The 19,392-nt window shown below is 38.3% G+C and carries 14 protein-coding genes; 8 read left to right on the forward strand and 6 right to left on the reverse strand.

Annotated elements, in window-relative coordinates:
* Nucleotide 1: 1 nt before the first annotated feature.
* Nucleotides 2–2,503 (reverse strand): SprB repeat-containing protein, encoded by a 2,502-nt coding sequence (locus HYU69_07180; GenBank protein ID MBI2270127.1) that lies wholly within the window; start codon nt 2,501–2,503, stop codon nt 2–4.
* Between the two features lie 209 nt (nt 2,504–2,712).
* On the opposite strand from HYU69_07180, the gene HYU69_07185 reads away from it, so the two are divergent.
* Complete coding sequence (locus HYU69_07185) at nt 2,713–4,236, forward strand: hypothetical protein (GenBank protein MBI2270128.1); 1,524 nt, start codon at nt 2,713–2,715, stop codon at nt 4,234–4,236.
* Nucleotides 4,237–4,249: 13 nt separating this feature from the next.
* Here HYU69_07185 and HYU69_07190 read toward each other — a convergent pair whose 3' ends face one another.
* Nucleotides 4,250–8,332, reverse strand: a complete 4,083-nt coding sequence (locus tag HYU69_07190; protein ID MBI2270129.1) for an SBBP repeat-containing protein — start codon at nt 8,330–8,332, stop codon at nt 4,250–4,252.
* 215 nt (nt 8,333–8,547) lie between these two features.
* Here HYU69_07190 and HYU69_07195 point away from each other — a divergent pair, with 215 nt between their 5' ends.
* The 4 genes from HYU69_07195 (at nt 8,548) to tsaB (ending at nt 13,803) form a co-directional block, all read left to right on the forward strand.
* Complete coding sequence (locus HYU69_07195; GenBank protein ID MBI2270130.1) at nt 8,548–10,065, forward strand: hypothetical protein; 1,518 nt, start codon at nt 8,548–8,550, stop codon at nt 10,063–10,065.
* A gap of 171 nt (nt 10,066–10,236) precedes the next feature.
* Nucleotides 10,237–11,688 carry a TolC family protein gene (locus HYU69_07200; GenBank protein MBI2270131.1) on the forward strand — a complete coding sequence of 484 codons (1,452 nt, stop codon included), beginning with the start codon at nt 10,237–10,239 and terminating at the stop codon, nt 11,686–11,688.
* Between the two features lie 10 nt (nt 11,689–11,698).
* Nucleotides 11,699–13,069: a biotin/lipoyl-binding protein gene (locus tag HYU69_07205; protein MBI2270132.1), complete on the forward strand. Its 1,371-nt coding sequence runs from the start codon at nt 11,699–11,701 to the stop codon at nt 13,067–13,069.
* Between the two features lie 2 nt (nt 13,070–13,071).
* Nucleotides 13,072–13,803 (forward strand): tRNA (adenosine(37)-N6)-threonylcarbamoyltransferase complex dimerization subunit type 1 TsaB, encoded by a 732-nt coding sequence (gene tsaB, locus HYU69_07210; GenBank protein MBI2270133.1) that lies wholly within the window; start codon nt 13,072–13,074, stop codon nt 13,801–13,803.
* Nucleotides 13,804–13,866: 63 nt separating this feature from the next.
* Here tsaB and HYU69_07215 read toward each other — a convergent pair whose 3' ends face one another.
* The 4 genes from HYU69_07215 to HYU69_07230 form a co-directional block, all read right to left on the reverse strand.
* The gene (locus HYU69_07215) at nt 13,867–14,301 is read right to left on the reverse strand and encodes a hypothetical protein (protein MBI2270134.1); all 435 of its coding nucleotides are present in this window, start codon (nt 14,299–14,301) and stop codon (nt 13,867–13,869) included.
* A gap of 378 nt (nt 14,302–14,679) precedes the next feature.
* On the reverse strand, nt 14,680–15,090 hold the full coding sequence (locus tag HYU69_07220) for a hypothetical protein (GenBank protein MBI2270135.1): 411 nt from the start codon (nt 15,088–15,090) through the stop codon (nt 14,680–14,682).
* Nucleotides 15,083–15,634, reverse strand: coding sequence for a hypothetical protein (locus HYU69_07225; protein MBI2270136.1), 552 nt, complete (start codon nt 15,632–15,634; stop codon nt 15,083–15,085). Before HYU69_07225 ends, HYU69_07220 begins: the two co-directional genes overlap by 8 nt.
* A 394-nt stretch (nt 15,635–16,028) precedes the next feature.
* Nucleotides 16,029–18,041, reverse strand: coding sequence for an N-6 DNA methylase (locus HYU69_07230; GenBank protein MBI2270137.1), 2,013 nt, complete (start codon nt 18,039–18,041; stop codon nt 16,029–16,031).
* Between the two features lie 271 nt (nt 18,042–18,312).
* Between HYU69_07230 and HYU69_07235 the strand changes: the two genes are divergently transcribed.
* The 3 genes from HYU69_07235 to HYU69_07245 are packed head-to-tail and all read left to right on the forward strand — an operon-like array spanning nt 18,313 to nt 19,367.
* Nucleotides 18,313–18,675 carry a hypothetical protein gene (locus HYU69_07235; protein ID MBI2270138.1) on the forward strand — a complete coding sequence of 121 codons (363 nt, stop codon included), beginning with the start codon at nt 18,313–18,315 and terminating at the stop codon, nt 18,673–18,675.
* 6 nt (nt 18,676–18,681) lie between these two features.
* A complete protein-coding gene (locus HYU69_07240) occupies nt 18,682–18,843 on the forward strand; it encodes a winged helix-turn-helix domain-containing protein (protein ID MBI2270139.1) in 162 nt (53 codons plus the stop codon).
* The gene (locus tag HYU69_07245) at nt 18,819–19,367 is read left to right on the forward strand and encodes an IS630 family transposase (GenBank protein MBI2270140.1); all 549 of its coding nucleotides are present in this window, start codon (nt 18,819–18,821) and stop codon (nt 19,365–19,367) included. Before HYU69_07240 ends, HYU69_07245 begins: the two co-directional genes overlap by 25 nt.
* Nucleotides 19,368–19,392: the final 25 nt, after the last annotated feature.

Here is a 19,392-nt window from a genome sequence, read left to right on the forward strand (position 1 = left end):
GTTAGTTAAAGATTTTAGTTTGACTACAGCCGTTACTTGAGTTTACTGTAAGCGTATAAGTACCGGCAATAAGTCCTCCAATGGAAGTGCCTGTCTGGCTGGTGCTCCATGTATAAGTATAGGGGGCGTTATTACTAATATACAAAGTTGCACTTCCTGTTGAAGAGCAGCTGTTATTGGTTGTTGCCAAGTTTGCTATCAAAGGATCGGGTTGATCAATGCCTACTATTTTAATGGCTTTACAACCATTTGCGTCAGTAACCGTAACTGTATAATTACCGGCAGTAAGATTATTTGCATTTGGACTTGTTCCGGCTCCACCTGACCAACTGTAAGTATAAGGTAACAAACCTCCGCTGACATTAACATTTGCATTCCCGGTATTGCCTGCATTGCAGGTTACATTGGTTTGCGAACTTGTAACAGCAATATTGCCCGGTGCGGATATCATAACAGTATCCCGATAGTCCTTGCAGTTGTAATTCAATGTTATATTATGTATGCCTGCACACAATCCTGTCGCGGTTTGGGTGGTTTGCCCGTTGCTCCATAAATAAGTTACGCCTGAAGTAAGGGGACTCCCACATTTTAAAAAAGTAGCTGTAGCCGTGCCATTGCAAGAGCAGGTGGCTTGAGTTGTAGCTTTTGTAATTGAGTCGGTGGCAGGACCACTTATTTCTATGGAAGTTACAAATGATGTTCCGCAAGCATATAGTGTTTTTCCTTTAACACCAATGGCTACATCATTGACCGTATCGAGGTTATTTGGAAGGGTAATAACATTTGTTTGTAGCAAAGAAGAATTGAATACTTTAATGGATGTTTGATAGCCTGCATATATTTTTTCGCATGCATCAACATCAATTCCTGCCCAACGTGTAGCAACATGTCCTGATAAAACAACAGGAGTTTGAATTACATTGCTTGTAATTAAAGCCCCTGTTGCTTTGTTGAATTGCTTCAGCGTGTATCCATCCCACATATACACACCGTTATTGCCCGCAGCAATAACGTTCATGCCATTCGACGAAATACTGCCATAATAATTATGATTAAGTTCACCGAAAATATATCCGTTTGGCTGATTGTACGATGTAGGACTAATAGCGGGACAGGGTAATTTAATTAAAGTATTCGTATTAAATGGGGATTGGCTGGAGTTAGCCATGTAGCAACTTGTTCCTGAGGGATCAATAGAAACACCAACCATATCATATCCCCCAAGAGTATTAATGGGGAGGTTCATCACATTTACAAGATTAAATTGAGTCAGATTAATATCTATTGTACCTGCCTGGTAAATATCTTGTAAGCCACCCGCTCCAATAATTAATTGATTCGTACATTGGTTAAATGCTGCCCGCCAAAATTCACGCATAACACCAGGTTTGGCAGCGATTGAGTTGGATGCTATAAGTAATCCATTAGTTGAAATTTTTTGAACGATACCTAAACTGGGAGAAATACCGCCATCCCCAACAATAAATACATTCCCCGTTGCTCTGTCTACAGTTATTTCCCCATATATGATAAAAACAGGAGAAACTTGGTAAGTCCAAATAATTGAGCCTGAACTATTCAGTTTTACCAAACCATTTTGGGAGGCGGCATATACATTTCCGTTATAATCATAATCTACGTCCCATGGTCCTCTTTTTAAACCTGCCCCAGGGAAGATCGGAGTTGTTATCCATGGGTCTATCACAAGAGTCTTGGTCTTGTCATACCCTTCTTCAAATAAAAAGGATTCTTCGTTATCGTTTAATTTGTATTTCGTTTGTATGTTTATTCCTTCCTCGCCTTCATAAAAACTATATGGTGTATGATCAATGAATTCACCTATTTCGCTCTGTATAGTCACATTTCCTCCGTCTTTTTTAATGTTTTTTGCACCTATGTATTTCAACTTTACTTTTGAGGGATCTCCACCGGGGTGAACTATTATCGAATACTTTATTCCTTCTTTTCCGTCCGGGAAAATATATTCAATATCAATTCCAGGGTAAAGATTTCTATATATGATCTTTTTAAACAGATTGACCTGAACTGACGAAGTGAGACCGGTTGGATAAACATAGTAGTCGGATCGTTTTCCCAGAGCCTGAATAGTTACATTTGGGTTTGCGCCTTCCCATGTAAAAGCCAGGTAGTGTGTTTTGTGTTTTAGAAATGTTGCCGGTTCAAGCTCCTCTTTTTCTTCATTTTCTTTCTTGCTTTCCGGGTATTCATCATAGCGATAAGTAAGTCCGTTTGCTGTGAAGAAGGCTTTTATTTGCCCAAGTTCCGCTCCGAACAACACCTTACCTTTGTTTGGTAAAACAACATCGAACTGCCCCTGATTCTCAATAAATATTTTTTGATCAAATGGATTTACATTCCATTTGACTTTGTACCCGTTTGAGGATGCATTTGTTGCCAAACCTGAAGCATGTGGGTTGTCTATTACCTGACACGATCCATGAGAAATAAACAGAGAGGCAATTAAAGCAAGTATATATTTCATCGTCAAATAATTTAAATAGAGCTATACTAAAATAACTTAAATAAAAGCTGATGTCAATTTAAAGTGTTTAATTTTTCAGTGTTTTGATTTATTAATTTATTAATTAAAAATTTGACACAAAGCGACAAAAATAGCTATATTCAATGATTATTTTGTGCCAATCAGTAATTTATATGTTCTATATTTTATAGCTAATTTTCAGACTTTAGATGAAAGATTCTGACGACCTTTTTTTATTAATTCATGCGATGACAGGAGCCGAGAAAAGGTATTTCAAACTTTTTTCGGCGCTGTATGACCGGGACAAGAATTATTTGAAATTGTTCGAACTCATTGCAAAGAATAAGGGTAGCTATAACGAAAAAGAGCTGATCAGTAAATTTAAAAAGGAAAAATGGGTAAAAAGCATATCAAATACAAAGTATGAACTTTTCAATGCTATTTTGAATTGCATGGAGGTGTATCATAAAAGGGATACAGTGGATGCGAGGTTGGGTTCATACATGAATCAGTTGAATCTGCTTCATGACAAAAGATTGTTCAGGGCTGCGAAGAAGATGATCGACAAGATCGAAAAGTTGGCTTTAAAGCACGAAAAGCATCATTATCTTCTTATGGCCAACTCTGTTAGAGTTATTATAATCACAAAGTTAATGAATGTTAAAGAGATCGATGAGTATGTTGACAATGGAGCTTATGAAAAGGAAAAGTATTACCTGAAATGTCTTGAAAACAATTCGGAGTTTTTGAACATTAATTTAAAGATTTCCAAAGCCGCTGAACTATTTGTGAGAACTAATGAGGCAAAAGAACTTCAGGAACTTTCAAATTCCGAGTTGTTAAAATCTCCTGATAGGGCGCTTACTTTTTATGCGCGGCGAAACTATTATTATATTAATTATTTATGCAGGTCGAGACTCGGAAGGTTAGATGAAACGGCGTACTTGCAGCAGAAAGAGTGGATAGATTTTCTGGAAAGTGAAAAGGATATGCTTGTTTCAAGGTCGGGTATTTATTTGTCAGCGTTAATTCGATTTATAGGAACTGTAAATTGTACTAAGTTAAAGACTGAACTGGAGCCCATATTTATTAAAGCAAAAGAATTCTATCACAACCTTCCGGTTAAAATGAAAACGGACGATCTGAAGGCTGCATTTATAGGAGTTGCCGGCAATTATATGGAAGGACAGATCGCTTTGCACAAACCTCAAAAGGCGATAGAAGCGTGGGATAGTATAAGGCATCTCATTCCATATGAATCTCTTGGAGGAGAATCGAAAATGGTCACATCCGTGAATCTCTCTTATGCTCACTTTCTCATGCAGGAATACCGTGTGGCAAATAGGTATCTGAATAACATAATAAATTATACTGAAGAAGCCAGGCCTGATATTCAGAGTTATGCCCGGATCTTTATACTATTTGTTAACTACGAAATGGGGAATTATGATTCTATAATATCGATATGCCAGTCGTCAAAACGTTATCTGCTTAAGAACAAGCTTCTTGGTAAATATGAAAACAGATTAATCCGATTTTTTCAAAAGGATATTTTCAGGACTTCACAGATCGGGAAGTCAGGTGGATTGTTTGAGCAATTGAAAAATGATCTTGCTAAATTGAAGGCAGATAGTAAAACTCCTGTTGCCCGAAGTTTTGATATTGTTTCATGGTTTGATAGTAAAATTGAAAAAAGACTCTTTGTGGAAATTATGAAGGAAAGGGAAAAGTGAATTAATCCCCACTTTAAGGAGCGGTCAGATTTACATTCACACTGCACCCATTTTTATCCTTTATATTTATAGTGTATGTGCCCGGGCAAAGCTGATTCTTATATCTATTGATATACCCATCGGGCCAGGAGTAGGAGTAAGGATTTGTACCGCCCGCTGCATTCAGCATTATCCATTCTTTACAGCCACATCCGTTACAACCTGCAGTTCCTTTGGTAAATTGGCCGAGCAATGGTGGAGGTGAAATTACAGCAGATGTAGAAGTAGTTGTGCATCCTTTTGCGTCAGTAATAGTTATCGTATAATTGCCTGATGTAAGGCCGGTAATTGTTTGTGAAGTTTGTCCATTGTTCCAGGTGTATGTAAACGGAGAGGTACCCCCTGTGGGATTTGCAAGAACACTGCCATTCATACTGCCATTGCACGTTATGTTAGTGGATGTAGTCGTTACATTAATGGCAGGATTAACAGTTACAATTGCGGTCGAGGTCGATGTATTGCCGCCTGAATCTTTGATGGTTACAGTATAAGTAGTGGTTGATGCCGGACAAGGGTTGATGTTTTGTGTTGTAGCGCCATTGCTCCATGTGTAGGTATACGGCGCCGTACCTCCAGTACCACTGGACGTTGCTGCTGCACAAAGTCCAGGACACACAGAACTGCCGGTGGCAGTTACTGTGGGTCCATTGCAGTTAATAACAGTTACAATATTCGTAACTTTATTGGTGCACCCGGCATTCGTAACTGTGTGATCTACGTTATATGAACCTGCAGTTAAAAATGTATAGGAGAAATTAGTAGTGGTTCCGCTTGTGTTCACAGGAGCACCAATATACCAGCTATGCGTTACCCCTGTACCACTCGACCCCGTATTAGTAAAATTCACCAACGAGCCTATGCAGGCGTTTGATGATGTAAATGTTGCAGAAGCTGCACCCGTGCTTGTTATATTAAATGTTTTTGTAGCGGTACAACCATTGCTGAGATCGGTAACTGTAACTGTATACCCACCCGGAGCCAGGCCATTATGGCTATACCATGTACTATTGTTACTCCAGTTAAATTGATAATTCCAGGGAATTTGGCCGGCAGTACCTTGCGATGATGATTTGCCATTTACAGAATCAACATAAGCTTGTCCGCTTTGTGTACAGCTAATATTATAACTATTTGTCCGCAGGGTTGGAGAACGGTTTACCGTTACTGATGTTGTAGTTGCTGCGTAATTTCCTGCAGCATCGGTAACCATTACAGTATAAACGGTTGTACCTATTGGCGGACAAACATTGATTGTTGAAGTGGTGGCTCCGGTATTCCAGCTGTATGTGTACGGACTTGTGCCGCTCGATCCTGCGGCAGTAATGTTTGTGCAGTTGCTTGCGGAACATAATGCCGCTCCCGTTGCTGTAGCGTTGATCGTGCAGGGGTTGACAATCACATAATTTGTTTTTGTTACCGAATCTTTTTTGCAGGGCGTTGTTACAACAAGCTTTACATTATAGTAACCGGGAGTAGAATAGCTGACCGAAGGATTTTGTGCGGTTGAAGTATTTGGCGTACCACCTGTAAAGGTCCATTTATATTTATAGCCACTTGTGTCGCAGGAATTACTTACGTTTGGTGTAAAATTAACAGGAGTGCCGGGGCAGGTTACAGCGTTCGCGGAAGGAGCGATTATTAAACTTTTGCCTTCACAAATATTAATACACAACTGAGCCACAAATGCGTTGGCGGTAGTTCCATCCTGAACAGCTCCGTAAGCTGTTTGATACGCGCCAGCAGTTACAGGATAACCTCCGGTGGTGTAGCCTGTAATATAAAGGAAACTGCCATTTACAGTAATTCCATTTGCACCTCCATTGTCCATGTCATCTTCCCTGCTTCCCCCCATATAAGTTATGCAACGCTGTTGTCCATTAGGGTCATATTTGGCAATGAATTGATCCTCTCCTCCACCGGAAACAGGTTGATAGGCGCATGCGCTTATCTGATAATTTTTTGAATCGGTATCCTCCCATTCTCCGTAAACATAAATATTATTTGTGGCATCAGCAGCGAGAGCAAGAGCATATTCATCACTGCTTCCTCCAAGGTAAGTGGCCCACATCCTCGTTCCGCCGGAATTAAGTTTAACAATATTTCCCTCAAACAAACCTCCGCCATAAAGAGGCTGGTAAGCACCGGCAGATGAGCTGCCATCATTGGTAATTACATTGATGTTTCCTGAAATAGTATGGGCAAAGATCACATTGTTTAATCCATCTGTTACAATAGGTATTGGAAGATCGAACATGGTTTGATAGCTTCCACCATAATACGTAGCCCAAATGCGCGCGCCTGCCGGAGAGAACTTGAATAGAAAACCATCACCACCGCCGCCGCCAAAGACTGGTTGGTAACATGCTCCTGAAACAGGAAAATTTGTTGACGCTGTTCCGCCTGTCAAATATATGTTCCCGGCAAGGTCACATGTTATACCGCTGCCTTTATCCTTGTTCGAGCCGCCTACATATGTACCCCAGATCACGGACCCATTAGGTGCAAACTTTACAGCGTATGCGTCGCACATTGTAGTGCTTACTGTACCCGTACCATTTATAGCAGGCTGAAAAGCAGCTCCGTTGGATATCGCATTTCCGGAGTAAGTCGATCCTGATAAATAAATATTGTTTCCGTCAGTTGCTATGCCGCCGCCCATGTCATCCGAGCTGCCGCCATAATATGTTGCCCAAAGCCTTGTTCCCGCAGAGTTTAACGCGATCACAAACGCGTCACCTTTAAACCAGTTTTCACTGGCAACACCCCCGCCGCCATAAATGTTTTGGTGTACAACATTAGCTCCTGAAAATCCAATCGGAAAATTGGTTGATACTGTGTGCCCCGTTACAAAAATATTTCCGACGGCATCGCTGGCGATACAAATGCCTGTTTCATTGTCACTTCCGCCATAATAGGTGGCCCATAAACCTGTGCCGGCGGCACTCATTTTAGCAATAAAAACATCGCCTTTTGTATTTAGAAATGAAGTGGGCCCGGCAAAAGATGTTTGAAAGCTGCCGGCGGTATTCGGAAAATTAGTAGAAGTAGTATGGCCGCAAAAAACCAAATTGCCGGCGGGATCAGTATCTACAGCCGTGCCGCCATCGTATGTATTTCCGCCATAATACGATACCCAAGGGTCGATCACCAAAGGGAAGGAATGATTCCATTCTTCAAGCCGCATGCTTACTATTGTTCCGGTCAAAATATATGCTGCTTTTATATCAATAATTTCACCATTGACACGTTGATATACTTTTGGCATGGATTCAATAAGTTCACCTAAACTTGTTTTAATTAACAGTTTTCCATTCTCGACTTTTAGTTCTTCGGCACCCGAATAGTTTAATTTTATTTGTTCAGCATCACCGCCGGGGTTTACAATTATATCATACTTGAGACCTGCACTATTCTCTCCATAGAACGTTACATCTATATTGTTGTAAATATTTTTGGTTGTTACTTCGCCAAAGGAACGTACATTTAAAATGCCTTTGGTGCAATGTGGGTAGTAGTAATTATTATATCCGCCAATTGGAGCTGAAGTATAGATATTGAGATTATGGTTTGCATCAACAAAATCAACATCCAGCCTGTGTATTTTCAGCAAAGATTTTTGCTCTAACTCAAACCTTAATTTAATCAGGTCTTCTTTACTCTCTTTTTTTCCTGGCATTAACAAGTCGGCATGTTCCTTTTCTTCTATTTGTTCTTCAATTTCATGCATTACTTTATTAATGTTGCTGTGCACATAACTTATTCCTGTTTTACGTAAATAAATATCCATACCGGAATTTTCTCCTTTATATAAAACATCAGGACGAAGGTCGCCTCTTATATCAACAATTTGTCCTTTGTTTTCGGTAAAACGGATGCTATTGCCGCGCATGCTTTGGGTAAATTGCGATAGATCTCCATTCCTCGTCGAATGTTTAGTGGTTTTTTCTGTATAAGAATTAACTATATCCTGCCCGTTGATACAAGAGGTATATAGCATGAACATTGTTCCTGTAAAATATAAGAACTGTTTTATATTCGATTTGTATTTATTCACCATAGCTGACTCTTTGTAAAACTACCCTGGCCGCATATCAGGCAAATTGCTAGGGTTAACGTACTTTGTTTGCCTAAAATAGAGAATCTATGCGGCATGTGCTAACTTATTATTTTATTTAATGACTTTTAACAGTATAGATATTAGTCATATTATTGCTTAATTTATTAAATTTTATAATTATATTGCATTTTATAATGATTTTCTAACTGGTTAACATGAAACGAAATTCGGATAGTCTCTTTCATCTTATAAAGTCAATGAACAAGAGTGAAAAGAGATATTTTAAGCTTTATTCAGTTGCTTTCAAAAAGGACACCCAAATAATTAAGCTGTATGATATTATAGAAAAATTGATTGATTATACGAATGAAGGAAAGGTGTTTTTAGAGTTCAAATCAATTTGCAAAGGGAAAGATTTTTACGGGACTAAAAAGAAGCTCTATGAGCAACTGATGAGATCACTCAGGATATATCATTCCGGGATATCTGCGGAAAACCTGATCAATTCATATATCCATAATACGCAGTTACTATTACAAAAGAGATTGTTTGATGAGTGTGCCGTTGAACTTGAGAAAGCAATTTTACTTGCTAAAGAAGGTGAATTTTTTCTTTTGTTACTTCAGACATTTGAGATAGAGGCAAGAATGAACCTTGGAAAGGAGTTGCCTGAGCAAGAGATTATTCAGAAAGAAGCCGCGAAAGAAGAGGCGATACTAAAATACCGGAACTATAGTAAATACTTATCTCTGGAATCTGCTTTTGCGGCAATGTATTATAAGCATTCCTTCATCAGGAACGAACAAACAGAATTTATTTATTCAGAAATAATAAGCGATCATTTTATAAAAGACAGCAGTATGGCTTTATCCGCCAGGTCCAGGATGATAAGGAGCAATATTCTCTGCAGCTACTATTTCGCAAAATGCGATTTTGAGAACGGGTATTTACAGGCAAAAAATGTGATGCTTGAAATAGAATCACGGCCGGGTTTCGAGACCCTTTTTCAACGGAAATACGTTTCGGCGATCGGTAATGCAATTAAGTGTCTGCTCTATCTGAGGCAATATGATAAAATGAAGATCATTATTGATAAGCTTAAGTTGGTGAAACCTGTTGACAAGGATATCGCTATCCGCAAATTTGAATTAAAAACAGTGGAGGTCTCGGCCCTTTTGGATGTTGGAGATTTTAAAGCGGCGCTTGCAATGATCCCTCAAATGGAGGAGGAGTTGAAAATCTATTTTGGAAAGGTAGAAATGAAGAACCATGTCATTATTTTATTTCATGCCGCTCTCGCAAATTTTGGGTTGGAAAAATATTCGGAATCTATCAAATGGCTGAACAGGCTGCTGCATCTTCCCGGTGCTGAAAAAAACAGCGACATTTATTATTTTGCCCAGTTAATAAACCTTATTTTACATTATGAAAAGTCGAATATCGAACATGTTGAATATAAAATGAGGGGTATCTATAAATATTTTTACACACGGCCGAGTTCACTTAAGTTTGAGTCATTGATACTTCAATTGATCAAAGAGGCTATATATGTTAATGATCAGAAGGAACTTATTGCTTTATTTGTCAATTACAAAATAAAATTGGAGCATGTACTAAAGGATCCCTTCGAAAAAATTGCCATTGAGTATTTTGATATTATTTCCTGGTTGGAAAGTAAAATAACCGGAAAAAGTTTCGCGGAGGTCATAAAATTGAAATGGAAAAAGGTCTGATTATACCTGTTTCCCATCCGTAAGCTTTCAAAAGATTGGAATTCTCTTTGACTTCGGGCCTGGTAAACGACTTTTCCGACCAGCTAAAACAAATTATTACCGCCAATCATTTAATTGAGCCATAATCCGGTCATTTCATTAATTTTATGCCTGTTTAAGAATGTGTTGTTTATGGCCATAAAAATAGTTGCGTTTTTTTTATTGCTTTTTTTTGCACCCGCTGTTTTTTCACAAAACACTGTTGCTCCTCAGGGGCCCTGGAGTTTACAACAGTGCATCGAATATGCGCTTAAAACTAATATTCAACTTAAGCAAACCCAGCTCAATGCGGAGTTGTCAAAAGTAAACCTTCTTCAAACCGAAGCAGGGGCTTTGCCCAGCGTGAATGGTATGATGCAGCATACTTACAACTACGGCCGTACCATCGATCAATACACGAATACGTTTGCGAATAGCACAGTGCTTTCGCAGAATCTGTATGTAAGCGGAAGCCTTAATTTGTTCAATGGTTTGCAGCGTTATAATACGATCAGGCAGAACCAGTATAATTATCTCGCCAATAAATTTGATATTGAAAAGAACCGGAACGACATTTCATTGAATGTTGCGGGAGCTTACTTACAGATACTTTTTAACCAGGAACTACTGGCAGTCGCGAACAACCAGCTTGAAATCACCATTAAACAATTAGACCGTACCCAGAAGTTATTTGATGCAGGCACTTTGGCCAAAGGCAGTTTGCTTGATATGCAGGCGCAGCAAGCCACTGATGAACTTACTCTTGCGAATGCCCGGAATCAACTCGATCTCGCATACCTCTCATTGATACAACTTTTAAACCTGGACTCGGTGAATGGATTTGAAATACAAAAACCCGAACTGGTTCTTCCGCTTGAAAATCTACTCATCAATTCTCCTTCCCAGATCTTTAACCAGGCTGTTAAAAATCTTCCTGAAGTAAAAAGCGCAGAACTTAAATTGCTTGGCGCCGAAAGGGGAGTGTCCGCAGCCAAAGGAGCCATAAGCCCACAGCTAAGTTTAAATGCGACCTATGGAACGGGTTATTCGGGATTAAGTAAATCAGTAACGTCGTATGGCATTTCTGGCGTTGATACTATTGGTTATACAAATGTTTTTGGTTCTACAACTACTTTTCAGCCTGTGTTCGCTCCTCATGTTGTTCCTGTATTTGAAAATAATTCTTTTTCAAAACAGTACAGGGATAATGTGAATCAAACCTTGGGATTCCGTTTAACGGTTCCCTTGTTCAATGGTTTGCAAACACATTCATCAATAAGTAGGGCCAGGATATCGAAGATGAATGCTGATTTGGCGCTTGAACAAACCAAACAGCAGCTTCAGAAAAGTATACAGCAGGCGTATGCCGATGCCAATGCCGGTCTTAAAAAGTACATTGCATCAAAAAAGGCTGTTGAGGCAAATGAAGAATCGTTTAAATACAGTGAACAGAAATACAATGTTGGTGCGCTGAATGTGTTTGATTACAACCTGGCCAAAACAAAACTGGCCAAAGCGAAATCCGACCTTGTTCAGGCTAAATACGATTTTGTATTCAGATCAAAAGTGCTTGACTTTTACCAGGGCAAGCCCTTGACTTTATAAAACACTACAGATGAAGAAACCTTGGGTACTTATTACAGGAGCGATCCTGCTCATTTCTATTCTGATCGGGGTAAAAAAATGCACATCTTCTGATAATACAGAGGTAGCCACTGAAAAGGCAGAGCGCAGAACCATTATTGAAACAGTTTCCGCCAATGGCAAGATACAGCCCGAAGTGGAAGTGAAGCTCAGCTCCGAAGTTTCGGGAGAGGTTGTGGAACTAAATGTGAAAGAAGGGGCGCATGTGAATAAAGGTGATCTGCTGGTTAAAATAAATCCTAATATTTATTTGTCGCAGCTGGAAGCGATTAAAGCGACCATGAATTCATCAAAAGCGAATTTGTCGAATGCGAGGGCGCGTTTGCTGCAGGTGCAATCGCAGTTCGCGAATACGGAAGCTGCCTATAACAGGAATAAAAAATTGTTCGACCAGGGCGCTATTTCCGCATCTGATTTTGATATTTCAAAGGCTTCTTATGAAAGCGGAAAGGCCGATATAGAGGCTTCGAAACAAAGTGTAGCTGCCGCGGAGTTCAATGTTCAGAATGCGGAAGCCGCTTTGCAGGAATCGAGTGACAGGTTAGAAAAGACAAGCATATTCGCGCCGGTCAGTGGAACTGTTTCCAAGCTCAGTGTTGAAAAGGGTGAGCGTGTTGTAGGTACTTCACAAATGGCAGGAACCGAATTGATACGTATTGCGAATCTGAACGAAATGGAAGCCAGTGTGGATGTAAACGAAAATGACATTACACGCGTGCATTTGAATGACACAGCATTGATACAGGTGGATGCCGTTTCGTATGAAAGAAAATTTAAGGGTATTGTTACTGAAATGGCCAACTCAGCTAATACTCTGGGCGTTTCGGCCGACCAGGTAACAAATTTTACAGTAAAGATCCGCGTGCTGCAGGAATCATACAAGGACCTGATAAAAGGAGATGATATACGAACATCACCATTTCGTCCGGGTATGTCGGCCTCGGTAGACATACAAACTAAAACAATGAATAATGTTGTTGCCTTGCCCATTCAGGCTGTTACCACACGCAGCGATTCGGCGGTGAAGAAAGGAATGAATAATGATAGTGAGGACGAAAATGAAATTAAGATCGAGAACGAAAAGGAGAATAAAGTAAAAGAGAAGGAGGAGGGCCAGCCTAAAATACAGGAGTGTGTCTTTTTGTTGGAGGAGGGAAAAGCTAAACTGCAACTGGTGAAAACAGGTATACAGGATAATGACTACATTGAGATCGTTGAAGGAGTTAAAGAGGGCGATGAGGTAATTTCGGCGCCTTACTCGGTTGTTTCGAAAACATTGAAGAATGGGACAAAAGTTACTGTAGTTGATAAATCCCAGCTTTTCAATGTTAAGAAGAAATAGCGATGGCATTGATACTGAATATTGAAACAGCTACCACCGTTTGTTCTGTGGCGCTTGCAAAAGACGGTGAACTGCTTGCTCTGAAAGAAATCAACAACGGATACACCCACGCCGAAAATCTGACTGTTTTTATTGAAGGACTTGTCAAAGAAGCTAACATAAAATTTAGTGATCTTGACGCCATTGCCATAAGTAAAGGGCCCGGTTCGTATACGGGTTTACGTATTGGGGTTTCGACTGCGAAGGGGTTGTGTTATGGGTTGGGGAAGGCGCTCATTGGTTTATCTACCCTCAAATGCCTCACATTTCTGGTTCAAAGTTCAAAGTTCAAAGTTCAAAGTCGAAATGAAAATATTTCCCTCGTCCCTCGTCCTTCGTCCCTCGTCCCTTTGCTTTGTCCCATGTTGGATGCAAGAAGGATGGAAGTATATTGTGCTTTGTATGATGAGAAATTAAACGAAATCGAACCCATACAAGCCAAAATAATTGATGAACACTCTTTTGAAGAACACTTGAAAAATAATGTAATTTATTTTTTTGGCGATGGCGCTGCCAAATGCCGTGAAAAGCTCGGAACAAATGCTAACGCTGTTTTTATTGATAATGTATTTCCATCAGCTGCTGCTATGATCTCTTTTTCAGAGGCAGCCTTTAATACACAACAATTTGAAGATGTCGCTTATTTTGAACCGTACTACCTGAAAGACTTTGTGGCGGGGCCGAAGAAGGGTTAGTATATCCGTTAGGAATATAAAAATTGCTCTTTGATCTTTTATTAGTACCCAAACGGGTATATATTAATAATCAACCCCACAACCGCATTCAATTATGTAATCTTTACGATAAAAGTTCATAAATGCAGCCACTGATTCAAGGGTTTTGTTGTAATCAAAATTTAATGCGGTTTTGATTAGTTTCTCATAGCGTAATGGATTATCCTCATGTTTCGTATGGACAATATCATCACGAAAATTTTTAAGGTTCCATATCCTTTGATTGCTCGAAGTAGATTTTTGAAAGAAATTTTTCTTGGTAACATCTGGTAAGACCTCTGTTATTTTTGTTTTAAAATCAAGATGTTCCTGTATCTGAGATTTATTAAATATTTCAGTTTTCTTTGATTGTTCTTTTTTAAAAGAGTAATTATCGGGGATTAGCTGATTAATGAATGATTCAATTGATGTAAATAGATAGATAACGAACCCACTCGTAAGTCCATAATAGTTATACATTTCATTAATAGCAGTTTCTGTTACTTTTTGTGAAAGATCAAGTTTGATTAAAAGATTATACTTGAACTCTTTAATGCGCGAAACACTAATTTGAGCATTATGAAAATAAATTAATGTAGGATCAGGTACGGGGAATATATAGTTGTTGCCTTCTATTTTATGTGCAAATCCACCAATGGCTTTATCAGTACTTTTATCAGTGACAGCATAAAAAATGCAATTCTTCTTTGAATCTAACTTTTTTGAATCAAAATTTTCATCGATATGAAAAACTTCATAATTGTTTTTTGCTAATTCAATTGATTTTGGATCCTTTTCAAGTAAAAATCTTTTTTTAATGTGCTCTTCACGGAAATTAAATATAATTAGTATCTCGACCTAAAACAATGACAATTGACTGTCATCATCTGATTGAATTTGAGGTTTGGGCTGAGAATGTTGATCAGGCTTTGCCTCTATATATATTTCCTGCCGTTCTTCCGATTTAACCATTACAGTTTCAATATCTGCAATAGCTAATTCAATTTCATTGGGCGCATCGGGAATATTATTTTCTGCTTTGTAAATACGAGCATCTACTACTTGCCTCCACCAAATTTCAAGTAACTCAATTGAGGATGTTAGTTTCTTTTTATGAGCAATTGCTGATTGCATGTTAATTACATCCAGTTTTTCAGAAAGCCTTTTGTCAGGCATTGTTGCTAATATAGCAACATTGGCATCCCAATTTTCAAGAGCTTTTTGTATGCGTGGATCTCGTACTGAGCCTGTCGAAGGATCGTTACTCACTTGACCCTCCTTCTACAATTTTAATTTCTTCATGGGTTAATTCATACAGCTCATAAACTAATTGATTTATTTTTTCTTCGCTGTATTCAATACGTTGTCTTATTTGGTCTGTTTTGGTTTGAAGTTTCTCGGTTTTTAATTCTTCATTTAATTTTAAAAGTAAATCAACATGCTTTATAACTTCAACTCTTGTAGTTGCTTTACCTTCCTGTATTGGCAAGTCCCTCAAATCTTGCAAAAGCATTTTTGGAAATGTTCCTTTGAATGCGTTAGGAGAAGTATTTAGATGATAGAAAGAAATTAATTTTGAATTAATAAGTCCTAAGAGGTATTTAGGTTCTATTCTATTTCCAACAAGCCTTATCCCATCAACTGAATTGGAAAAAACGTAATCGCCATCAATGAAAGTAGCCTGAATTATTCCTTTTGCAGTAACTTCCCTTACAATAATTCTTTCACCATTAAACCATTCGGGCTTGCGCGGTGCAGCTAACCACCTTCCATAATCAATATACCCGCCTTTCCAGTTTAAAGAGTATCTCAAAATTTCAGATCCTCCTAATAAAGGCCGGTGTGTAGATTTCGTCTTCTTTTCGCTATGGAAATTCGTTTCCTTTTTGTGGTGCTATGCCTTTCTCTTTTTCGTAAACTTTTACACCCCAAACTACTTCAGCAAAGTCGGACAACTGAGTTTTACATTGCCTAACAGTTTCAATAACTGACAAAGATTTTGGATTAGTATATATTGGGAAAAGAAAAGTTTGATTGTTTGTGATTGTACTTAATTTAAGAGTATAACTTTCTTTCAATTCAGTGTCCCATCTGTTAACTGAAAAAGAATCCGGTGGATTACCTGTTGAAAATAATATAATACAAGTTTCCACTGTTGCATCCTTAAATGTTTGTTTCGGTGTAATTACAATTTCATCTATACAAACCTACTTTGAGAGAAATTTTCTGTATTTATCATCATAAACAGAAGCCGTCCATGCGGAAGGTATAATAAATCCAATTTTTGCATTGCTATTTGCAATCTGTATAGCTCGTTCAGTAAAAAGATTGTACGTATCAAGCTGATAGTTTGAAACATTATATTTTTGTCTCAGATACAAATCTTCATCAGGTAATAATAACGCTCCATATGGAGGATTACCAATAACAATATCAAATCCACCGGTTTTGCCATAAAGCATAAACGGTTCTTCTACGCTATCTGTAAAACCTTTCATCGCATCGTCTAACTCTTTTTCTGCTTCTGCCGATTTAACAAGCGCTTTTTTTAATCTTTCTTTGGGGTTCACTTTTTGAATAGGCGTATTTTTTACATTAAAAACATCAGGAAATGCATGTTTCCAATCGAAAGGTTTTATATGCTTCTCAAACCCCAACTCAAACTCATCGTAAAAGTCGGTATCAATTAAACTATTCCCATCTTTAATATTATTGTCGAGATCAGGTAGAACTCGCTCATGAAATAGGCTTATCTGCTGTTTAATAGAGGCTTCGGTTTCACCTTCCATGCATTTAAGTAACAAACTTAGCTTACTTACTTCAACAGCATTGGCATCAAGATCAACACCAAAAATATTATTGGTCAGTATGCGCTTTTTTTCGTGTGTGGTTAAGGTGCCCTGCGGTGTAAAAGGATTGTCCTTTCCTTTCTTTGTAGCATATCCTTTTTCATGATACCAGTTAACGTGGTGATTGAGTAAATATTCAAATGCGCCCACTAAAAATGAACCGCTGCCGCATGCAGGGTCAACAATTTTTATTTTCTCAATTTCTTTTGGCGTTTTTCCGTCAATCAATTTCCCTACGGTATTTTTTACTATGTATTCAACAATATACTGAGGTGTGTAAAATACTCCACCGGCTTTACGTACTTCAGGCTTTTCTTCAATTTTAACACCTCGTGCGGGTGTAGTACGAATTACTTTCCCAAGGAATTGCTCATAAGCATTGCCCAATACTTCAATAGGCATTACACGAAAATCGTAATTGCATAAGGGGAAATATAATTCGTTAATGACAATTTTCAGAACCTTGTTGTCGATTTTAAGGTTGGGTGTGATAATATCTTTCTTAAAATCGAAAAGACCGGAATTGTATTTATCGTCAGCCTGATTAAAAAGATCGAGCAGATTTTTATAGGAATCGCCCTTTGAAACAGCTTTTTGCAATTGAGCTTCAGGTTCTACTGCACGATCTTCGCAAAAGCGCAGGAATATTAAACGATCAAGTGTTTGCTGAACGGAAAAGTTTATTTCTTCATCTGTTAATTTGTGGTTATTTAACGCGATGCTTTTTGCAAGATACAAACGCCATTCATCAAGACTTTTAACAAATCGTTTATCAAGGGTGTCGGTTCCTTTTTTAGTGGCGGCACTTTTTACAAACGAATCGAAACGACCTTTTGTTATTGCATCATGAGAAAACGTGTCGTAAATAAAATCAAACTCTTTAACGTAATCTTCAAAAGAGATGTGCTTTAATTTTGCAACGCTTGCGCTGTCGTTTAAGTTAGGAACACGCGAGCAATCGTAAACTATAAAATCTTCAAAATTGGTAAGAATAGAAACGTGCGCTTGTGCACTGCTTCCATAACGCCTTAATTGATACGATGCTTCTTTATTTGTTTTAAGGGGAACGGAAGGTTTTTTTGCTTCAACAAAGAACAGGCGTTGTTTTCCGCTGCCTGCTAAACGAAAACCGTAATCGGGTGCTTTGGCCTTTCCGCGCACTACAACTTTATCTTCATAGATCACCTCGCGGTATGCTTCGGAATCTCCTTTTTCGTTGTCAATATCCCAGCCAAGTGCCTTAAAAAGTGGGTTAATGAAGTCTTGCCGTGTTTTTGCTTCGTTGTAATCGGGCAAATGGTAATCTTTACGGTGTTCTGCAAACCGTTCAACGAGTTTTTGAATGCTATTTTTGGCTTCTTCGCGGGTCATTTTTTAAGGGAACCAAATATACAATTTAGGGTGGAGAATGGGTAGGCTTATTTAGCCTGAAATTTAGTGTGTTGAAAAGTATTTTAATGGAAACCATCCGTATTCCTAAATAGCTGAAATCTTCAAGCGGATGGGTATTATTTGCATTTAATTAAGTGCAAATATGGAATTTTATAATTGCACTTCCTGAATTCTCAATTTTCGCTGTTTGATACTAAACCGCTATCAAGATATATAAAATAATTTTGTAATATTGTGGACAAAAAGCCACATGTTACAGTTAAAAGTAAAACCACATTTAAGCAAACAAGCTTTGCTGAAGAAATTGCAAGGACAAAAAGACGTAAGGCTTTTTCAATACTGGCAGATTATTTATAGCGTAAGTACCAATCCAGGGAAGCAGGCTGAAGAGTACGCTTCTTTATTAGGAATAAATAAAGAGAAGGTTTATCGGCTCGTTCAGCTATATAATAAGGACGGAGCCGATTTTGATACGGGATTAGTTTGGGGTGGTAGACGTGAGCAACGTAGCCACATGTCTTTAAAGCAAGAATCCAGCTTGTTAAAAACTTTAGAACAGAAAGCAGTAAAAGGTCAGATACTTACTGTTAATGATATAAAAAAGTTGATATAAAGCAGTTTGGGCAAATCGGTATCAGATGATTATATATGGGATTTATTTTCCCGACACAACTGGAAGAAAAAAGCTCCCCGTCCGGAACATCCTCAAAAAGACATAAAAAAACAGAAGGTGTTTAAAAAAAACTCCCGCAGTTATTGGGCTCCTACTTCACAGAAGTAAAGGATAAAAGGCCGGAAAAATTATTTTTTCAAGATGAAGCCCGATTCGGAAGAATCAACAATGTAAACAGATGTTGGGTTCCTAAAAAATACCGACCCCTAGTTACTCAACAATTTGTTCGAGAATACACTTATGCTTACAGTACTGTTTGTCCGGAAACAGGAGAAACCTATTCCATCATTGCCCCTTGCAATAATACAGAGCTAATGAATGTTTTTCTGACAGAAGTATCAATACATTATAATCACTATCGAATTGTCATGATCTTGGATGGAGCAGGATGGCATATCAGCAAAGAACTTGCAGTTCCCCAAAACATAAGACTACTACATTTGCCACCATATTCTCCCGAATTAAACCCTGTTGAGCATATATGGGACTATATCCGTGAACAAAAGGGATTCAAGAACTATACATTCAACTCATTGGATGCAGTTGATGATAAACTTGAAAAAGCCTTGAGGGAATTACATAATGAAAAGGAAAAAATGAAATCGCTTTGTAATTTTAACTGGATTTATTAAGCATCTTGATAGCGGTTTGGTATTA

The sequence above is a fragment of the Bacteroidota bacterium genome (assembly GCA_016183775.1).
Classification (GTDB): Bacteria; Bacteroidota; Bacteroidia; order JABDFU01; family JABDFU01; genus JABDFU01.